This window comes from Microbacterium sp. KKR3/1 (genome assembly GCF_021272365.1).
Taxonomy (GTDB): Bacteria; Actinomycetota; Actinomycetes; order Actinomycetales; family Microbacteriaceae; genus Microbacterium; species Microbacterium aurugineum.
Genome location: NZ_JAJSDW010000001.1, coordinates 384,512 through 401,871 on the forward strand (window position 1 = coordinate 384,512; position 17,360 = coordinate 401,871).

At 68.1% G+C, this 17,360-nt stretch carries 16 protein-coding genes; 12 read left to right on the top strand and 4 right to left on the bottom strand.

Features of this window, described 5'->3' with window-relative positions:
- The first annotated feature begins 43 nt into the window (after positions 1 to 43).
- Entirely contained in the window at positions 44 to 937 is an 894-nt protein-coding gene (pdxS, locus tag LVJ59_RS01885; protein WP_232761809.1) for a pyridoxal 5'-phosphate synthase lyase subunit PdxS, read from the top strand.
- A complete protein-coding gene (gene pdxT, locus LVJ59_RS01890) occupies positions 927 to 1,547 on the top strand; it encodes a pyridoxal 5'-phosphate synthase glutaminase subunit PdxT (RefSeq protein ID WP_232761810.1) in 621 nt (206 codons plus the stop codon). Before pdxS ends, pdxT begins: the two co-directional genes overlap by 11 nt.
- Before the next feature lie 19 nt (positions 1,548 to 1,566).
- Here pdxT and LVJ59_RS01895 read toward each other — a convergent pair whose 3' ends face one another.
- Together LVJ59_RS01895 and LVJ59_RS01900 are read right to left on the bottom strand one after the other, a co-directional pair.
- Entirely contained in the window at positions 1,567 to 2,253 is a 687-nt protein-coding gene (locus tag LVJ59_RS01895) for an alpha/beta hydrolase-fold protein (protein ID WP_232761811.1), read from the bottom strand.
- A gap of 84 nt (positions 2,254 to 2,337) precedes the next feature.
- Positions 2,338 to 3,732: an aminotransferase class V-fold PLP-dependent enzyme gene (locus tag LVJ59_RS01900; protein WP_232761812.1), complete on the bottom strand. Its 1,395-nt coding sequence runs from the start codon at positions 3,730 to 3,732 to the stop codon at positions 2,338 to 2,340.
- Between the two features lie 202 nt (positions 3,733 to 3,934).
- On the opposite strand from LVJ59_RS01900, the gene LVJ59_RS01905 reads away from it, so the two are divergent.
- From LVJ59_RS01905 to LVJ59_RS01940, 8 genes are all read left to right on the top strand, one after another.
- Positions 3,935 to 4,696 carry a YebC/PmpR family DNA-binding transcriptional regulator gene (locus LVJ59_RS01905; RefSeq protein ID WP_047519481.1) on the top strand — a complete coding sequence of 254 codons (762 nt, stop codon included), beginning with the start codon at positions 3,935 to 3,937 and terminating at the stop codon, positions 4,694 to 4,696.
- 45 nt (positions 4,697 to 4,741) lie between these two features.
- A complete protein-coding gene (gene ruvC, locus LVJ59_RS01910) occupies positions 4,742 to 5,305 on the top strand; it encodes a crossover junction endodeoxyribonuclease RuvC (protein ID WP_232761813.1) in 564 nt (187 codons plus the stop codon).
- Between the two features lie 27 nt (positions 5,306 to 5,332).
- Complete coding sequence (ruvA, locus tag LVJ59_RS01915; RefSeq protein WP_232761814.1) at positions 5,333 to 5,953, top strand: Holliday junction branch migration protein RuvA; 621 nt, start codon at positions 5,333 to 5,335, stop codon at positions 5,951 to 5,953.
- Positions 5,946 to 6,971, top strand: coding sequence for a Holliday junction branch migration DNA helicase RuvB (gene ruvB, locus LVJ59_RS01920; RefSeq protein WP_047519487.1), 1,026 nt, complete (start codon positions 5,946 to 5,948; stop codon positions 6,969 to 6,971). The genes ruvA and ruvB overlap by 8 nt, the downstream gene beginning before the upstream one ends.
- 72 nt (positions 6,972 to 7,043) lie before the next feature.
- A complete protein-coding gene (yajC, locus tag LVJ59_RS01925) occupies positions 7,044 to 7,445 on the top strand; it encodes a preprotein translocase subunit YajC (RefSeq protein WP_372491375.1) in 402 nt (133 codons plus the stop codon).
- Positions 7,446 to 7,500: 55 nt separating this feature from the next.
- A complete protein-coding gene (gene secD / locus LVJ59_RS01930) occupies positions 7,501 to 9,249 on the top strand; it encodes a protein translocase subunit SecD (RefSeq protein ID WP_232761815.1) in 1,749 nt (582 codons plus the stop codon).
- A complete protein-coding gene (gene secF / locus LVJ59_RS01935; RefSeq protein ID WP_047519491.1) occupies positions 9,249 to 10,238 on the top strand; it encodes a protein translocase subunit SecF in 990 nt (329 codons plus the stop codon). Before secD ends, secF begins: the two co-directional genes overlap by 1 nt.
- A 68-nt stretch (positions 10,239 to 10,306) precedes the next feature.
- Complete coding sequence (locus tag LVJ59_RS01940) at positions 10,307 to 12,559, top strand: bifunctional (p)ppGpp synthetase/guanosine-3',5'-bis(diphosphate) 3'-pyrophosphohydrolase (protein ID WP_232761816.1); 2,253 nt, start codon at positions 10,307 to 10,309, stop codon at positions 12,557 to 12,559.
- Here LVJ59_RS01940 and LVJ59_RS01945 read toward each other — a convergent pair.
- Positions 12,546 to 13,097: a type IV toxin-antitoxin system AbiEi family antitoxin gene (locus LVJ59_RS01945; RefSeq protein WP_232761817.1), complete on the bottom strand. Its 552-nt coding sequence runs from the start codon at positions 13,095 to 13,097 to the stop codon at positions 12,546 to 12,548. The two genes, LVJ59_RS01940 and LVJ59_RS01945, sit on opposite strands and share 14 nt — an antisense overlap.
- A 64-nt stretch (positions 13,098 to 13,161) precedes the next feature.
- The gene (locus LVJ59_RS01950; RefSeq protein ID WP_232761818.1) at positions 13,162 to 14,514 is read right to left on the bottom strand and encodes a DUF349 domain-containing protein; all 1,353 of its coding nucleotides are present in this window, start codon (positions 14,512 to 14,514) and stop codon (positions 13,162 to 13,164) included.
- 216 nt (positions 14,515 to 14,730) lie between these two features.
- Between LVJ59_RS01950 and LVJ59_RS01955 the strand changes: the two genes are divergently transcribed.
- Both LVJ59_RS01955 and LVJ59_RS18030 read left to right on the top strand, forming a co-directional pair.
- Entirely contained in the window at positions 14,731 to 16,605 is a 1,875-nt protein-coding gene (locus tag LVJ59_RS01955) for an NAD(P)/FAD-dependent oxidoreductase (protein WP_232761819.1), read from the top strand.
- A 47-nt stretch (positions 16,606 to 16,652) separates the two neighbouring features.
- Entirely contained in the window at positions 16,653 to 17,360 is a 708-nt protein-coding gene (locus LVJ59_RS18030) for a winged helix-turn-helix domain-containing protein (protein WP_232761820.1), read from the top strand.

Here is a 17,360-nt window from a genome sequence, read left to right on the forward strand (position 1 = left end):
CCTAGATCAAACCCGACTTCGGTGCATCCGACAGGAGTTCCCCATGGCAGAGCAGACAACCACCGGATCCGCGCGCGTCAAGCGCGGCCTCGCCGAGATGCTCAAGGGCGGCGTCATCATGGACGTCGTCACGGCAGAGCAGGCGAAGATCGCCGAAGACGCGGGCGCCGTCGCCGTGATGGCTCTCGAGCGTGTGCCGGCGGACATCCGTGCGCAGGGCGGTGTCTCCCGGATGAGCGACCCCGACATGATCGACAGCATCATCGACGCCGTCTCCATCCCCGTGATGGCCAAGGCCCGCATCGGGCACTTCGTCGAGGCGCAGGTGCTGCAGGAGCTCGGTGTGGACTACATCGACGAGTCCGAGGTGCTCTCACCGGCCGACTACGTCAACCACATCGACAAGTACGGCTTCACGGTGCCGTTCGTGTGCGGCGCGACCAACCTCGGCGAGGCGCTCCGCCGCATCAACGAGGGGGCGGCGATGATCCGTTCCAAGGGCGAGGCCGGGACCGGTGACGTCTCCGAGGCGATGAAGCACATCCGCAAGATCCGCGGAGAGATCGCCGCACTCGCCGCACTTCCCAAGGACGAGCTCTTCGTCGCCGCGAAGGAGTTGCAGGCGCCGTACGAACTCGTCGCCGAGGTCGCAGAGACCGGCAAGCTCCCGGTCGTGCTGTTCGTCGCCGGAGGGGTCGCGACCCCCGCCGATGCCGCGATGATGATGCAGCTCGGCGCCGACGGCGTCTTCGTCGGCTCCGGCATCTTCAAGTCGGGCAACCCGGCAGAGCGCGCCAAGGCCATCGTCAAGGCGACCACCTTCTACGACGACGCCAAGGTCATCGCCGAGGTTTCGCGTGGGCTGGGCGAGGCGATGGTCGGCATCAACGTGAGCGACCTCCCGGCACCTCACCGTCTCGCCGAGCGTGGCTGGTAGCGCCCGGGTCGGCGTCCTCGCATTGCAGGGCGACGTGCGCGAGCATGTCGCCCTGCTGACGGGACTCGGCGCCGATGCCACTCCGGTGCGTCGCCCCGACGAGCTCGCCGCGGTCGACGGACTCGTGATCCCGGGGGGCGAGTCGAGCGTGATCGACAAGCTCTCCCGGATCTTCGGCATGCAGGAGCCGATCCGCGGCGCGATCGCCTCGGGCATGCCGGTGCTCGGCACCTGCGCGGGCTTGATCATGCTCGCCGATGGAATCGTCGACGCGATCGACGGGCAGGAGTCGTTCGGAGGGCTCGACGTCGTCGTGCGCCGGAACGCCTTCGGTCGCCAGGTCGAGTCGTTCGAGGCCGAACTCGAGGTTCCCGCGTTCGGCGCGGCCCCTGTCTCGGCGGCCTTCATCCGCGGGCCCGTGGTCGAGTCGGTCGGTCCGCGTGCGACGGTGCTCGCGGCGCTGCCCGACGGACGCGTGGTCGCGGTGGAGCAGGGGAGTCTGCTCGGGCTGAGCTTCCACCCCGAGATCACGGGGGAGCACCGCTTTCACGAACGCTTCCTCGCACTGGTGGAGTCGCGGCACCGCACGAGGGCTCCGCAGAGCGCCTAGGTCCGGCCGAGGGTCCGGGTCAGACCTGGCGCCGGTGAGAGAGGAGCCAGTCGTACAGCTCGGGGCTCTCATAGGTCTCGGTCCAGGAATCGTGACCGACGCCTGCATATCGAGTGAACCGGGCGTCGGCACCGAGGCCCCGGAGTTCGCTGACGATCTGTTCCGTGGCGGAGATCGGCACGACATCGTCGGCATCACCGTGGAAAGTCCAGACGGGGATGTCACGGAGCGGCGCAGCGCTCTGCATCCAGAGTCCTCCGCAGATCGGCGCGATCGACGCGAACCGGTCGGGATAGCGCACCGCCAGGCTCCAGGCCCCGAATCCGCCCATGCTGAGTCCTGTCACCGATATGCGGGACGCATCGATGCGGTGCGCCGCGACGACCTCGTCGAGCAGGACGGACAACGTCGAGAGCTCGGCGACCCACTGACTCGATTCGCCGCACTGAGGCGTGACGAGGACGAAGGGGAACTCCTGCCCGGCATCCGCCAGACTCGGCGGACCGTGCACGGCGGCGAGCTCGACGTCGGTACCGCGCTCACCCGAACCATGCAGGAACAGGACGAGTGGCCACCGTCGGTCGGGGTCGGCGTCGTAGTCGTCCGGGAGATGGAGCAGGTACCGCAGGGAGTCGGCCGGCGTCGGCTCGCCGTTCCGCACGTCCGAAGAGCGGGAGGCAGGAGTGATGTGTCGCGATCTGCGCATGTGTCCATCCTGCGCCATGTGCGCCGGTCTTCCGAGGGAACGATGTGCGGAGCGGGCAACCGGATGTGGAGCCCACGGTCTCGGTCAACCGGCGGGCGACCCTGCGGCGACCAGGCCGCGGATGGCTTCGACCGTGCGGACGATGTCTTCCGGGGTGGTCGCCCAGGACGACATCGAGCACCGCAGAGCCGCACGACCTTCCCATTCGGCACCCGTCATCGCGGCCGTCCCGTCGACGAGGATCGCCGCGCCGAGCGCACGCGTCGCTTCGTCGGAGCCGAGGCGGAACATCACCTGTGTGTAGTCGACGTCGTTGATGACTTCCACCGACTCCACTGTTCGGAGCCCCGCCGCCATCGCGACGGCGTTCGCATGCAGGCGGTCGATCAGGTCCGCGATGCCCGACCGACCGAGACTGCGCAGTGCGGCCCACGCGGGAACCCCGCGGGCGCGTCGAGAGAGTTCCGGGGTGACATCCCACGGGTCGAGCCCCGAATAGATCAGATAGTCGCCTCCGGTGCGGAACGCGGCGATCGAGTCGGCCGGGTCGCGCACGATCGCCATGCCGCAGTCGTACGGCACGTTAAGCGTCTTGTGCGCGTCGGTCGCCCAGGAGTCGGCGTCCGCCATGCCGGCGGTGAGGTGGCTCAGCCCGGGAGACGCCGCAGCCCACAGTCCGAACGCGCCGTCGACGTGGATCCATGCACCGTGCCGGCGGGCGAGGGGGATCAACGCCGCGAAGTCGTCGAAGGCGCCGGTGTGCACCTCTCCCGCCTGCAGGCACACGATGAGGGGTCCCTCCGCGCCGACGAGTGCCTGATCGAGCGCCTCCGGACTCATGCGCCCTTGGCCGTCGGTCGGGACGATCGTGAGTTCCGCACGTCCGATCCCGAGGAACCGGGCGGCGCGGTCGATGGACCCGTGCCGGTGGCTGCCGACGACGAAACGCAGCGGCGGAGACCCGTGGAATCCCTGCTCGGCGATGTCCCACCCCGCGCGCGCCAGCACAGAGTGTCGCGCGGCGGTGAGGCAGGTGAAGTTGGCGAGCTGCCCGCCCGTGACGAAGCCGACGCTGGCGGTCGCGGGGAGCCCGAAGGCCTCGAGCATCCATTGCCCGGCGATGCGTTCCATCGCCACAGTGGCCGGCGTGAGAGTCGACGAGCCCGAGTTCTGATCCCACGCCGAGACGAGCCAGTCCGCGGCCAGGGCTGCCGGATGGCTTCCGCCGATCACGAAACCGAAGAACCGGCCGCCGGGGATCGCGACGAGTCCGGGGTCGGCGAGCACGGCCATCTCCTCCACGACTGCCGCGGCGTCCACGCCATGTTCCGGGAGCGGGCCCCCGAAGGCGGTGAGCATCTCGTCGAGCGAAGCCCTCGGCCACACCGGCCGTTCGGTCACCGAGTCGAGGAAGCGGAGCGCGGTACGGTGCGCCGTCTCGAGTGCGCGGGTCCGGTCGTCGGGAGCCGTCTCTTTCATGCCTCAGGCCTACACCCGGCGGCCCGATCGCACCAGAGGTCACGCGCGGCCGGCACGGTCGCCGTGGCTGCCCGCGCGAGACCCGCGCGACTGACGGCCGTGCGGTCGGCCGCAGTGGACGCCACTCGGGCAATCGTGGCTTTTCGATAGAATGGTCGATGCCCTGGGCACGCTCCGGGGCGGATACGACGAGCGGAGACTTATGTCCGGGCATTCCAAGTGGGCGACCACGAAGCACAAGAAAGCCATCATCGACTCCAGGCGCGCGAAGTCCTGGGCCAAGCTCATCAAGAACATCGAGGTCGCGGCGAAGCTCGGCGGTCCCGATCTTGCGGGCAACCCGACGCTCTTCGACGCGGTGCAGAAGGCCAAGAAGACCTCGGTCCCCAAGGACAACATCGACCGTGCGGTGAAGCGCGGTGCGGGCATCGGCGGCGAGGCCGTCGAATACCTCTCGATCATGTACGAAGGCTATGGACCCAACGGCGTCGCCCTCATGATCGAGTGTCTGACCGACAACAAGAACCGTGCGGCCGCAGAGGTGCGTACGGCTCTCAGCCGCAACGGCGGCACTCTGGCCGATCCGGGTAGCGTCGCCTACAACTTCAGCCGCAAGGGCGTCATCGTCGTCGGCTCCGAGGGCACCACCGAGGATGACGTCATGATGGCCGCGCTCGAGGCGGGCGCCGAGGAGATCGAGCCGCACGCGGAGGGCTTCGAGATCATCACCGAGGCGACCGACCTGGTGGCCGTGCGCACCGCGCTCCAGGAAGCGGGGATCGACTACGAATCCGCTGACGTCGAGTTCGTTCCGAACCTCAAGGTCGAGATCGACGCCGATACCGCACGCAAGGTCTTCCGTCTCATCGATGCGCTCGAAGACAGTGAAGACGTGCAGAACGTCTTCACGAACTTCGACCTGAGCACCGAGGTCCAGGCCGAGCTGGAGAACGACGAGGCCTAGGCGCGCCGGACCCCCGGTGTCCGCTCCGCCGCCTAGCCTGGGGGAGTGGCTTCCTCTCTGCGCGTGCTCGGCATCGACCCGGGCCTGACCCGGTGCGGTGTCGGTGTCGTGGACGTCGACCGTTCCCGTCGGGGATCCCTCGTTCACGTGGGGGTCATCCGATCGTCGCCGGATGCGGAGATCGGTGATCGCCTCGCGATCGTCGCCGCAGGGATCCGCGCCGTGATCGCTGAGCACCGGCCCGATGCCGTCGCCGTCGAGCGGGTGTTCGCTCAGCAGAACACGCACACGGTGATGGGCACGGCGCAGGCCAGCGGGATTGCGCTGCTGATCGCGTCCGAGTCCGGGTTGCCGGCCGCCACGCATACCCCGAGCGAAGTGAAAGCGGCCGTCACCGGGTACGGCGCCGCCGACAAGCGGCAGGTGCAGACCATGATCGCGCGGATCCTGCGTCTGGATGCGCTGCCCCAGCCCGCCGACGCGGCGGATGCGCTGGCGATCGCGCTCTGTCATGCCTGGCGTCGCGGAGGACCGACCACATCCGGTCAGAGCGCGTTGACGCCCGCGCAACGCGCCTGGGCCGCGGCGGAGCGTGTCGCTCGAACATAGCTACGAGCGACACCGTAGGCTGAGACGATGATCTCCTCTCTGCACGGCGTCGTTCTGCACGCGACGTCCGATCAGGTCGTCATCGATGTGGGCGGGGTCGGGTTCGCCGTCGCCGTCCCGGCCGATGTCGCGCACACCGCCACGGCGGGGGAGAAGCTCCTCCTGCACACGAGTCTCATCGTGCGAGAGGACTCCCTGTCGCTGTTCGGCTTCGCGGACCGCGGCGAACTCGAGATCTTCGGACTCCTGATCGGGGTGACCGGAGTCGGGCCGAAGTCGGCGCTCGGCGTGCTGTCGCACCTCACCACCGATCAGATCGCGGAGGCCGTCACCGCCGAGGACGATGCACCGTTCCGGCGTGTCTCCGGGATCGGCCCGAAGACGGCCAAGCTCATCGTGCTTCAGCTCGCGGGCAAGGTGCAGGCGTTCGCCGCCCCGTCCAGGTCCGTCGCCGCGGGGAACACCGATGTCGTCACCCAGGTCTCCGCCGCCCTGGTCGGCTTGGGGTGGTCGGAGAAGATCGCCGCCGAAGCGGCAGCCCAGACGGCAGAGGAGGCCACGGAGGCGGAGCGGGCATCTGTCGCGGCGCTGCTCCGACGCACCCTCGCCCTGTTGGGCCCGGCGAAGGGAGCCCAGCCGCATGTCTGACCCTCTCGACGCATCGGAACCCTCGGACGAGACCGAACTCGCGATCGAGGGCGCACTGCGCCCCACGAGCCTCGGAGACTTCGTCGGGCAGCAGAAAGTCCGAGGACAGCTGCAGCTGCTCCTCGAAGCGGCGCGACTCCAGAGCCGGCCGGCCGATCACATCCTTCTGGCGGGCCCGCCGGGGCTCGGGAAGACGACCCTCGCGATGATCGTCGCGCACGAGAGCGAGCGGCCGCTGCGTCTCTCGAGCGGCCCCGCGATCCAGCACGCGGGCGACCTGGCGGCGCTGCTGTCGAGCCTGGTGCCGGGGGAGGTGCTCTTCATCGACGAGATCCATCGCATGGCTCGCTCGGCGGAGGAGATGCTCTACCTTGCGATGGAGGACTACCGGATCGACATCATGGTCGGGAAGGGTGCGGGCGCGACCAGCATCCCGCTCGAGCTCTCGCCGTTCACTCTCGTGGGGGCGACGACCCGCTCCGGCCTGCTGCCCAATCCCCTGCGGGACCGCTTCGGGTTCACGGGGCACCTGGAGTTCTACGAGGAGTCCGAGTTGGAACAGGTCATCGCGCGTTCCGCCGCGGTGCTGGGTGTCGACCTGCCGACCGACTCGTTGTCCGAGATCGCGCGTCGTTCTCGGGGCACACCGCGTATCGCGAACCGTCTGCTCCGCCGAGTCCGGGACTATGCGCTCGTGCACGGCCACGGCGCGGCCACGATCGGCGACGTGCGGGCGGCGCTGGAGCTCTATGACGTGGACGCGATCGGCCTCGATCGGCTCGACCGGGCGGTCCTCGATGCCCTCGTGCGGCGCTTCCGTGGAGGTCCGGTCGGCCTGAGCACGCTCGCCGTGGCCGTCGGAGAAGAGGGCGAGACCGTGGAGAGCGTGGTCGAGCCGTATCTCGTGCGCATCGGCTTCCTGGGCCGGACTCCGCGCGGCCGTGTGGCGATGCCCGACGCATACACCCACCTGGGCGTTCCGCATCCGGACGGGATGCTTAAGTTGGATGACCTATAATCACTGAAGACTTCCCGGATACCTTCGCGCGCCCAAAGGCTGGAGCGTGCACCTGAGAAAGGCGCTTCCCCCATGCCCATGGAATTCCTGCTCTTCGGCCTTCTTGCCGTCCTCCTCGTCTTCATGATCTTCAACACGCGCAAGCGCACGAAGCAGATGAAGGCCGAGCAGGAGGAGAAGGCGACCAAGACCGTTCCCGGCGCCAAGGTGCTCCTGCAGGGCGGCATCTACGGCACGATCGTCTCCTACGACCCCGAGGACCTCGACACCCCGGCGCTCGTCGAGATCGCGCCCGGCACGATCATCGACGTCCACAGCCAGGCGATCCTGCGCGTCGTCGAACCGAAGGACGCCGTCGTCGAGACGCCCGTCGACGCGGTCGAGGAGCAGGATGCGGACGAGCCGGCCGCGCCTCCGGTCGAGACTCCCGAGGAGACCCGCGCCCGCCTCGAGCGGGACGCCGACGACAAGTAAGTCCGCGGCCGACACGGCCCTCCGGATCTCCGTCCTTTCAGAAAGCTGAACACACGTGGCTTCATCCTCTCCCGTCCGTCACGCCTGGCGGGTCCTCCTCGGCCTGCTCCTCGTGACCGGTGTGCTCTTCGGCATCAACTCGCTCGGTGTGTACGTCTTCAAGGACGCTGACGGCGCGCCGGTGAGTTCGTGGACACCCGAGCTCGCGCTGGACCTCCAGGGCGGCACACAGATCGTCCTGAGCGCCGAGACGGAAGATGGAGCTGCTCCCACGCAGGAACAGCTCGACCAGGCCGCGGCGATCATCCGGCAACGCGTCGATGCGTCGGGGGTGGCTGAGGCCGACATCACGACCGAGGGCGGGCAGAACATCGTCGTCCAGATCCCGGGCGAGGCCGACGCGCAGACCCGTGAGCGGATCCAGGCGAGTGCACAGCTCGAGCTTCGGCCCGTGCTCTACACGAACGCGGCGGGCACCGAGTTCGTCGGCGACGACGGGAACTCCACGCCGTTCCCGACGCCGGATCCCACCCTGAACGCGACGCCGACCGCGACGCCGACCGATGCGAGCGATCTCTCCTGGGTGACCGAGAAGCTCGCGGCGGAGTTCCAGGCATACGACTGCGCGAATCCCGACAACGACCCGGCCCGCGCGCCGAAGGATGAGCCGGTCATCGCCTGCTCGCCGGATGACACGCAGAAGTTCCTGCTCGGCCCGGCCGAGCTCGACGGCACCGCCATCACCGACGCTTCCGCCGGTCGCGACCAGCAGTCCGGCGCCTGGATCGTCCAGCTCACCATGAACGGCGAGGGCGGAGACGCCTTCGGCAAGGTCAGCACGCGCCTGAACCAGAACCGCATCGATGGGCTCTCGCCGCGCGATCAGTTCGCCTTCGTGCTCGATGGAGACGTGATCAGCGCGCCGCGCATGAACGGCGTCATCCTCGACGGACGCCCCAGCATCTCGGGCAGCTTCACGCAGGAGACCGCGACCACGCTCGCGGATCAGCTCAAGTTCGGTGCGCTGCCGCTCAGCTTCACTGTGCAGAGCTCCGACACGATCTCCGCGACGCTCGGTACCCAGCAGCTGCAGATCGGTCTGATCGCCGGTCTCATCGGTCTCGCCCTCGTCGCGATCTACTCACTCATCGTCTATCGCGCGCTCGGATCGGTGATCATCGCCTCCATCGCGGTGATGGCGATCTTGACCTACATCATCATCTGCATCCTGGCCTGGCGCATCGGCTTCCGCCTGTCGCTCGCCGGTGTCGCGGGTCTCATCGTCTCGATCGGCTTCACGGCCGACTCGTTCATCGTCTACTTCGAACGAATACGAGATGAACTCCGCGACGGCAAGTCCATCACGGCTGCCGTGGAAGACGGCTGGGGTCGCGCGAAGCGGACGATCTACATCTCGAAGTCGATCAACGTCCTCGCCGCTGTCGTGCTGTACATCCTCGCCGACGCCACTGTGAAGGGCTTCGCGTTCACGCTCGGACTCACGACCCTGATCGACGTGTTCATCTTCGTGATCTTCACGCACCCGGTGATGCAACTGCTCGCGCGCACGCGCTTCTTCGGCGGGGGACACAAGCTGTCAGGTCTCGACCCCGAGGCGCTCGGCGCCGTCTATCGGAGTCGCTCCCAGTACCGGGAGGTCTCGACGGCATCGGCCGGGCGCGGCGCGAAGAACTCGCGGTCCCGCGGCGAAGCAGAACGTCGACAGACCATTGCCGAACGCAAACGCGCGGAAGCGCTCGCGGGCGACAGACAGACCAACGCCGGAAGTGAGGGAGACGCCTGATGCCTTCCATGAATGAGTTCGGCAACAATCTGTATTCGGGGAAGACCTCCTTCCCGTTCGTCGGCAAGCGTCGGCTCTGGTTCATCATCGCGATCGCCCTCGTGGTCGGTTCCGCGCTCGTTCCGCTGTTCCGTCCCATCCAGTTCTCGATCGAGTTCACCGGCGGGTCGCAGTTCACGGTGCAGGCGCCCGAGACGCTCGACCAGGGCGCCGCGACCGAGGCCGTGCAGTCGGTCGTACCCGGTGCTTCGACCAAGGTCGTCGTCGTGAACAACGCCGACATCCGCGTGCAGACCGACCAGATGAGCGCCGCCGAGACGCAGCAGGTCGCCGACGCACTCGCAGATGCCTACGGCGTCGAGGCCGCCAACGTCACCTCGTCGTTCATCGGTCCGGCGTGGGGCGAGAACGTCACCAAGCAGTCACTGTGGGGTCTCGCGATCTTCCTCGCCCTGACCTTCCTGATCCTGGCGATCTACTTCCGCACCTGGAAGATGTCGGCCGCGGCGATCATCGGCCTGCTCGACGTGCTCGTGATCACGGTCGGCGTCTACGCCTTGGCCGGATTCGAGATCTCGCCGGCGGCGGTGATCGGCTTCCTGACGATCCTTGCCTACTCCCTGTATGACACCACCGTCGTCTTCGACAAGATTCGAGAGAATACGACGGAGGACGGGGAGAAGTCTGCCCGCTTGTTCGGTGAATCGGTGAACCTCGCGGTGAACCAGACGCTCGTGCGCTCGATCAACACGTCTGTCGTCGCCGCCCTTCCGGTCGGCGCGGTGCTCTTCATCGGTGCCTTCTGGCTCGGTGCGGAATCGCTCACCGACATCTCCCTGTCGATCTTCGTCGGCATCCTGGTGGCCACCTACTCGACGCTGTTCGTGGCCGCGCCGCTCTACTCGCTGTTCCGCGAGAACGAGCCGCAGCTCAAGGAGCGGGACGCACGCATCCGCGACGCCCGCAGCAGGGCGTCCGTCGAAGCCTGATCGGCTGCCCGCAGCGGGAGCTGGGCCCGCACAGCACGCGTAGGATGAACTGATCGGGAGGTGGGTTGATGGCGGAACCGCAGACGCCGACGCAGGGTTCTAGTCTGCGACGACTGGTTCCCCGGATCTTCTCCCGCGCGTCGAGGATCAACGACCTCGACAATCTGATCCGTACGGTGCGTGTGAACCACCCCAAGGGTGACTTCTCGGTCATCGAGCGGGCCTATGCCGTCGCCAAGGAGAAGCACGAGGGGCAGAAGCGTCAGAGCGGTGAGCCGTACATCACCCACCCTCTCGCGGTCGCTCAGATCCTCGCGGAGCTCGGTCTCGGTCCCCGAGCGATCGCGGCCGCCCTTCTGCACGACACGGTCGAGGACACGGGCTATGCGCTCACTGATCTGACTGCCGAGTTCGGCGACGAGGTCGCGATGCTCGTCGATGGCGTCACCAAGCTCGACAAGGTCAAGTACGGTGAGAGCGCCCAGGCGGAGACCGTCCGCAAGATGATCGTGGCGATGTCGAAAGACATCCGCGTCCTGCTGATCAAGCTCGCCGACCGCCTGCACAACGCGCGCACCTGGGGCTTCGTCCCGCCGGAGAAGGCGGCGAAGAAGGCCAAGGAGACCCTCGAGATCTACGCGCCGCTGGCGAATCGACTCGGTATCCAGGCGATCAAGTCGGAACTGGAGGATCTCTCGTTCGCGGTCCTGCACCCGAAGATCTACAACGAGATCCACAGTCTCATCGCCCAGCGCACGCCTCAGCGGGAGAAGTACCTGAACCAGGTCGTCGAGGAGATCGACGAAGACCTGCGCGACCTCCGGATCCGCGGCAAGGTCGTCGGCCGTCCGAAGCAGCTCTACTCGGTGTACCAGAAGATGGTCATCCGCGGTCGGGAGTTCGACGACATCTACGATCTGATCGGCATCCGCGTGCTCGTCGCCTCCGTGCGCGACTGCTATGCGGTCCTCGGCGCGATCCACGCACGGTGGACACCGCTGCCCGGACGGTTCAAGGACTACATCGCCACGCCGAAGTTCAACCTCTACCAGTCGCTCCACACGACGGTGATCGGTCCGTCGGGCCGAACCGTGGAGATCCAGATCCGCACCCACGAGATGCACCAGCAGGCCGAGTACGGAGTGGCCGCGCACTGGATGTACAAGGAGCGGATGAACGGCGGCGGCAAGACCGAGGTGCGCGCCTCCGACACCGACATGGCGTGGCTCGCCCACATCTCGGACTGGCAGGCGGAGACCGCCGACCCGGGCGAGTTCCTCGAGTCCCTGCGTTTCGAGATCGGCGCGAAGGAGGTGTACGTCTTCACACCGAAGGGGCGCGTGATCGGTCTCCCGTCGGGTGCCACTCCGGTCGACTTCGCGTACGCCGTCCACACCGAGATCGGCCACCGCACCATGGGTGCCAAGGTCAACGGCCGACTCGTGCCGCTGGAGTCGGAGCTCAAGAGCGGTGACGTCGTCGAGGTCTTCACGTCGAAGAACCCCGACGCCGGTCCCAGCCAGGATTGGCTCGGCTTCGTCGCGAGCACGCGCGCCCGCAACAAGATCCGTGGCTGGTTCACGAAAGAGCGCCGCGAGGAAGCGATCGAGCAGGGCAAGGAGGCCATCGCACGAGCGATGCGTCGACAGAACCTGCCGCTGCAGCGTCTGATGAGCCACGACTCTTTCGCCGAGGTGGCTCGGGGGATGCACTACGAAGACGTCTCCGCGCTCTACGCCGCCGTCGGTGAGGGCCATGTCTCGACGCAGTCGGTCCTGGAGAAGGTCACCGCCCTGGTGGCGGCGAACGACCCGACGACCGGTGCCATCGACCTGCCGGGCAGCGTACCGAGCCGGGAGCCGCGTTCCGGTGACTCGGGCGTGCTCGTCCGGGGGGCCAACGACATCCTCGTGAAGCTCGCGAAGTGCTGCACCCCGGTGCCCGGCGACCAGATCGTCGGCTTCGTCACTCGCGGCAGCGGAGTATCGGTCCACCGGGCGGACTGCGTGAACGTGAAGGCGTTGGAATCCGAGCAGGATCGTTTCGTCGAGGTGTCCTGGGCTCCGACCACGAAGAGCGTGTTCCGCGTTCAGATCCAGGTCGAGGCTCTCGACCGGTCGGGGCTCCTCTCCGACGTGACGCGTGTCCTCAGCGAACACCACGTCAACATCCTCTCTGCCACGGTGACGACGACGGACGAGCGGTTGGCACTCAGCCGATTCGTGTTCGAGATGGGCGACGCGGTGCACCTGGACCGCGTGCTCAACGCCGTCCGACGTATCGACGCCGTCTACGACGTCTATCGCGTCACCTCCTCCTGAGCGCGAGTCGCTCCAGCGCGGCCAGCCCGACACGGCTCCCCGGCACTCTCCGCAGGTCGCGCAGAGCGACAACAGCCAGCTCCGCGGTGCCGGGGACCGCGACGGCGAGTCGGTCCATCCAGACCAGGACGCGAGGGTCGCGATGGAGCGTCGTGGCGAGGTCGAGCATCGTGCGCCCCGGTGTCGAGACCGGAACGCCACCGATCAGCTCGACATCGGCGTCAGGCAGCACGGTGTCGTGGAAGACCAGGCGCGCACTCGTGATCGGTCGGATCCGACGTTCGATACAGCGCCTCACATGATGAACGACCGGGGGAGCGTCTCCGGCGCCGTGGATCCATGCGGCCGTCTGCGTGCAGGCGGCCGTGCCCGGCTGGACGAGTGCGGCCACCGAGCTCGCGCGGACGTCGGGTCCTGCGACCAGGTCGGCCGGGATGTAGGCGTCACCCACCTCGACGACATGGCCGTCGATCCGTGCGGCGCTGAGCTCGCTCTCGCTCAGACGTTCGCCGGGTAGGTAGAGGAAAGCGGGGTGCATGACGTCAGTCTGACGTCTTGCACCCCGCCTGCGCCGTGGGCGCGGAGAACTGTGGAGAAACCGATCAGCCCCCGAGAGCGCTCAGCCAGGCGCGACGAGCCTCGAGGGCGTCCGTCGCTTCCTTCGCGGCCTTCTTGTCACCGGCCTTCTCGGCTGCGGCCACCTCGGCCTCGAGCTTCTCGATGGCCTCGAGCAGCTGCGAGCTCATGTCGTTCGCGCGCGCCTTGGTCTCGGGGTTGTTCTTCTTCCAGTCGACGTCCTCGCGGGCCTTGAGCGCCTGCTCGATGGTGCGGAGCTTATCGTCGAGAGCACGCTCCTTCTCGCGGGGGAAAATGCGACCGATCTCGTCCCACTGCCGCTGGATACGCGTGAGAAGCGCGCGAGCGCGCTTGATGTTCGACTCGTCAGCGACAGCCTTGGCCTCTTCGAGGAGGGCTTCGCGTGCTTCGATCTTCGGCGCGGACTCGGCTTCCTCGGCGGCGGACTGTTCCGCGCGGGCGGCATACAGGGCGTCGCCTGCAGCCTTGAACCGGGCCCAGAGTGCGTCGTCCGCCTTGCGTCCTGCGCGTCCGGCGGCCTTCCACTCGTCGAGCAGAGTGCGGTACGCCGGAATGCCGTCCGTTCCGCGTGGGGCGAGAGCCTCGGCGCGCTCGACAAGACGTGTCTTCGCGTCGCGAGCGAGCTTGTGTGCATCGTCGAGCTCCGAGTAGAAGGCCCGGCGCTGCTTGTCGACCACGGCGCGTGCGTCTCGGAAACGCTTCCACAGCTGCTGCGAAACGCCCTTCGACAGACGAGGGCCGTTCTGCTGCTGGGCCTGCCAGGCGTCGAACAGTTCCCCGAGCTCGGCGGTCACCTGCTTCCACTGCACCTTGCTGAGATCGCGGGCGGCGATCGCCTCCGCCTTCTCCACCAGGGCGGTGCGCTCGGCGATCGCCTGGTCGACGAGCGCCTTGGCCTGCTGCGCCTCCTGCTCGGTGGCCTCGGACAGCGAAGAGGTGAGGGCGTTCAAGCGGTCTCGGAGTCCTTCGAGGTCGCCGACCGCGGCGGCATCCGTCGCTTCATCGATCAGGTGACCCGCCTGCTTGACGAGGTCGGCGGCCGATGCGCCACCGGCCTGATGGCGCTGTTCGAGCGTGTGCACCTTGAACGCGATGTCGTCGAACTTGCGCACGAAGTAGGCGAGAGCCTCCTCCGGTGTGCCGTCGGGGTACTGTCCGACGACGCGCCAGGCGTCGCCTTCGCGGACCTCGACGGTTCCGTCGTCGGAGACGCGGCCCCATTCGGCGGATGTCGACGATGCGGCCGGCACCGAGGTGGCGGGCGCGACGGCGGCCGGCGTCGGCGCCTTTCGCGGCATCGGCACGGCGGGCGGTCCGGGGACGGGGGGAGTCGGCTTCGAAGGCTCGGTGGCAGACACGTGATTCTCCTTGCGCGGTAGGGCCGCGGGAGGCGGAAAGGACGAGGCTCAGCCTAGTACGCCCGAGCACCGGGGGTGAGGCCGTGGTCCCCGATGCCGCGTCGTTACCGTTCTGTGAGCAGAAAGTTCGACGGAGGAAACATTCGGCGTCACCTCCGGGAAACACGACGCTCCTATCGTCACCAGGACGACAGTCTTCCGGTCGACAGGAGCACGATGAACGGCACGGCACCCGCGGCGAGCGAGATCCTGGTCGTCGGAGCGGGTGTCGCAGCCCATCGGTTCGTCGAACAGCTGCTCCGCGATCCCGATGCCCCCGTACGGGTGACGGTTATCGGTGACGAAGGATCGGGCCCGTACGACCGCTCGGCGCTGGTACGCGTGTTCTCGGGTGTCGGTGCGGAGGAGATCCAACTCGAGCGAAGCGTGTTCCGCGACGACCGGGTTCGGCTGATCCGCGACGACCGGGTTCTCCGGATCGACCCTTCGGGACACACGGTGCGGACGCGAGCACGGCGCACCTACGCCTACGACACGCTCGTGTTGGCGACCGGTTCCTTCGGGGCGAAGGTCGCCGTGGACGGCGCGAACCTTCCCGGGTGCTTCGGGTTCCGCACCGTCGAAGACGTCGAGGCGATCCGAGCGTTCGTGGGGTCGAGGTCCCGGCAACTCGGGCGTCCTTTGCGCGGGACCGTGGTCGGTGCGGGGTTGCACGGTCTTCAGGCCGCCGAGGCGTTGAGCGAGCTGGGGGTCGACACGACGGTGATCGAGTTCTCGGACCGCGTGATGCCCCGCCAACTCGATCGGTCGGCCTCAGCCGTGGTGCAGGGCGTCTTCCGAAAACGAGGCATACCGGTGCGCACGGGCGTCCGCACGACGCGACTCGATCCGGACGAGTCGGGCTCGGTCGCCTCGCTGGAGTTTCAGGACGGCTCGTTCCAACGCGCCGACGTGGTGGTGTTCACCGTCGGGGTGCGTGCCCGCGACGAGCTCGCCCGCAACGCCGGTCTCGGTGTGCATCCTGAAGGGGGCGTGCTCGTCGACGAAAGAGGTGAGACCTCGGTTCCGAGCATCCTCGCGATCGGAGAGGTGGCGCGCCTCGAAGGACGAGGCCCCGGGTACGTCGGCGCGGTGCGGGTCACGGCTGACGTCGCCGCAGCGCACGTTCGAGGCAGGGACGCACGTCTCCCTCGCGACCTCGAAGGCGGGAACGTCGCGGTCGCCGGGGTCGACATCGCGACGTTCGGCGATCCGCTCGCCTCGCCGGCGTCCGCGGTCGAAATCGTCACGCACGATGATCCCCAGGCGGGGATCTATCGCAAGCTCGTGGTCTCCGACGACGGACGCACGGTGGTCGGAGGGGTCTTGGTCGGCGATACGAGTGGGTATGCGGCGCTCCGGGCCCTGGTCGGAGAAGCGTGGCGGCCCGCTCACGCCGCACGCCTGCTGTCGGCGGTCGGTGGCGCGGATGCGGGGGAGATCTGCGATCACGCCACCCTGAGCGCGCAGGACCTCCTCGCGACCGTGAGTGGAGCCGTCGAGGTGACGTTTACGTCGATCCGCGACCGTTTTGGCTTCGCACGTGGCTGTCGGCGATGCACACTGGCGATCGCTCGAGTTCTCCTGCAGATCGCCGTCCAGCGGGATCTCCGGCATGCGACGGCGGCGCCCGAGGCGCAGAGGGAGGGCCACAGCCGGGTCCTGGCGGACGGAACGCACGTCGTCTCTCCGGTGATGCGCGACGATACGCTCACCCCGAAGGAGCTGCTGGCCATCGGGGAGCTCGCCGAGCGGTACGGATTGCGAGCACGGATCGCGGACGCGAGGATCGAGTTGCGAGGGGTGCGGACCGAGCACCTGCGGTCCGTGCGTGCCGGTCTGGCTGCGGCGGGACTCGCGTCGGCGTCCGGCGCCGGCGAACAAGCGGTGCTCCTCGTCGCCGAGGATCTGCCGCGGCTGGACGATCCGCGAGTGGCATCGGACGTGCAGGAGAAGGGCCTGCCGCATCAGGGGAAGCCGGGGAAAGCTCGCGCGGGCGAGGGGAGCGCCCGCCGAGTGCCGCTTCGTCGAGTGGGGAGTCCTGCCTCATGACCCCGGCGACCGGTCGACGCCCGCCGCTCGCGGGATGCAGGATCATCGTGTCGGATGATGCGAGAGCTGCGGAGTCCCCGCGCGACGGCGTCGCCGACGGACGATCGGAAGGTCTCATCGGGGTGTTGACGGACGCGGGGGCGGCGGTGTTCCGCGTCACGGTGCCACGAGGGGGCGCACGGACGTCCGCCGCCCTGCGGAGCGTCGTCCAACGTGCAGCGAGAGGCGGGATCGACGCCGTGCTGTTCCTGGCCCCCACGGCGCCCTGGCTCGAGACGGCCGAGAGCACAGGAGCGCTCGAGGCCATCCGCCGAAGGTCGGATTCGGGGAGGTTGCTCCTGGGCGCACTCCACCGGGAGGATGCGGACCGTCTGCGCCTCGCCCGCCTCTCCGTGATGCGCACGGAGGGATCCAGCGTCACAGCACTCGCCCGGGGGGTGGTCGCGCACTACGACAGCGGTACGGCAGCGCTGGTCACCGACGCGGGCCGCCTCGAGGTCCGCAGCGGTGGTGTCGTCGTCGACGAGCGGTTCATCCCCCTGTCTCGCGGGGCCACGGGCGTCATGGAAGCGCTGTTCCTCGCAGGTGGTCGGGTCCTCTCGCGCGCCGAGCTCGGCCGAGGACTCCCGGGTGGGGAACGCAGCGGTCGGGCGGTGGAGGTCGCCGTGGCGCGCCTTCGCGAGTCGCTCGACGGTATCGATCTGGTGCAGACCGTCGTGAAGCGCGGCTATCGCTTGGCCGTCACCGAGCAGTGA

Coding starts and splice junctions, on each gene's coding strand:
- secF (WP_047519491.1), top strand. CDS start 9,249: ATGCCTTCCATGAATGAGTTCGGCAACAATCTGTATTCGGGGAAGACC.
- yajC (WP_372491375.1), top strand. CDS start 7,044: ATGCCCATGGAATTCCTGCTCTTCGGCCTTCTTGCCGTCCTCCTCGTC.
- ruvB (WP_047519487.1), top strand. CDS start 5,946: ATGTCTGACCCTCTCGACGCATCGGAACCCTCGGACGAGACCGAACTC.
- pdxS (WP_232761809.1), top strand. CDS start 44: ATGGCAGAGCAGACAACCACCGGATCCGCGCGCGTCAAGCGCGGCCTC.
- LVJ59_RS01895 (WP_232761811.1), bottom strand. CDS start 2,253: ATGCGCAGATCGCGACACATCACTCCTGCCTCCCGCTCTTCGGACGTG.
- LVJ59_RS01940 (WP_232761816.1), top strand. CDS start 10,307: ATGGCGGAACCGCAGACGCCGACGCAGGGTTCTAGTCTGCGACGACTG.
- LVJ59_RS01905 (WP_047519481.1), top strand. CDS start 3,935: ATGTCCGGGCATTCCAAGTGGGCGACCACGAAGCACAAGAAAGCCATC.
- LVJ59_RS01945 (WP_232761817.1), bottom strand. CDS start 13,097: ATGCACCCCGCTTTCCTCTACCTACCCGGCGAACGTCTGAGCGAGAGC.
- LVJ59_RS01900 (WP_232761812.1), bottom strand. CDS start 3,732: ATGAAAGAGACGGCTCCCGACGACCGGACCCGCGCACTCGAGACGGCG.
- LVJ59_RS01955 (WP_232761819.1), top strand. CDS start 14,731: ATGAACGGCACGGCACCCGCGGCGAGCGAGATCCTGGTCGTCGGAGCG.
- ruvA (WP_232761814.1), top strand. CDS start 5,333: ATGATCTCCTCTCTGCACGGCGTCGTTCTGCACGCGACGTCCGATCAG.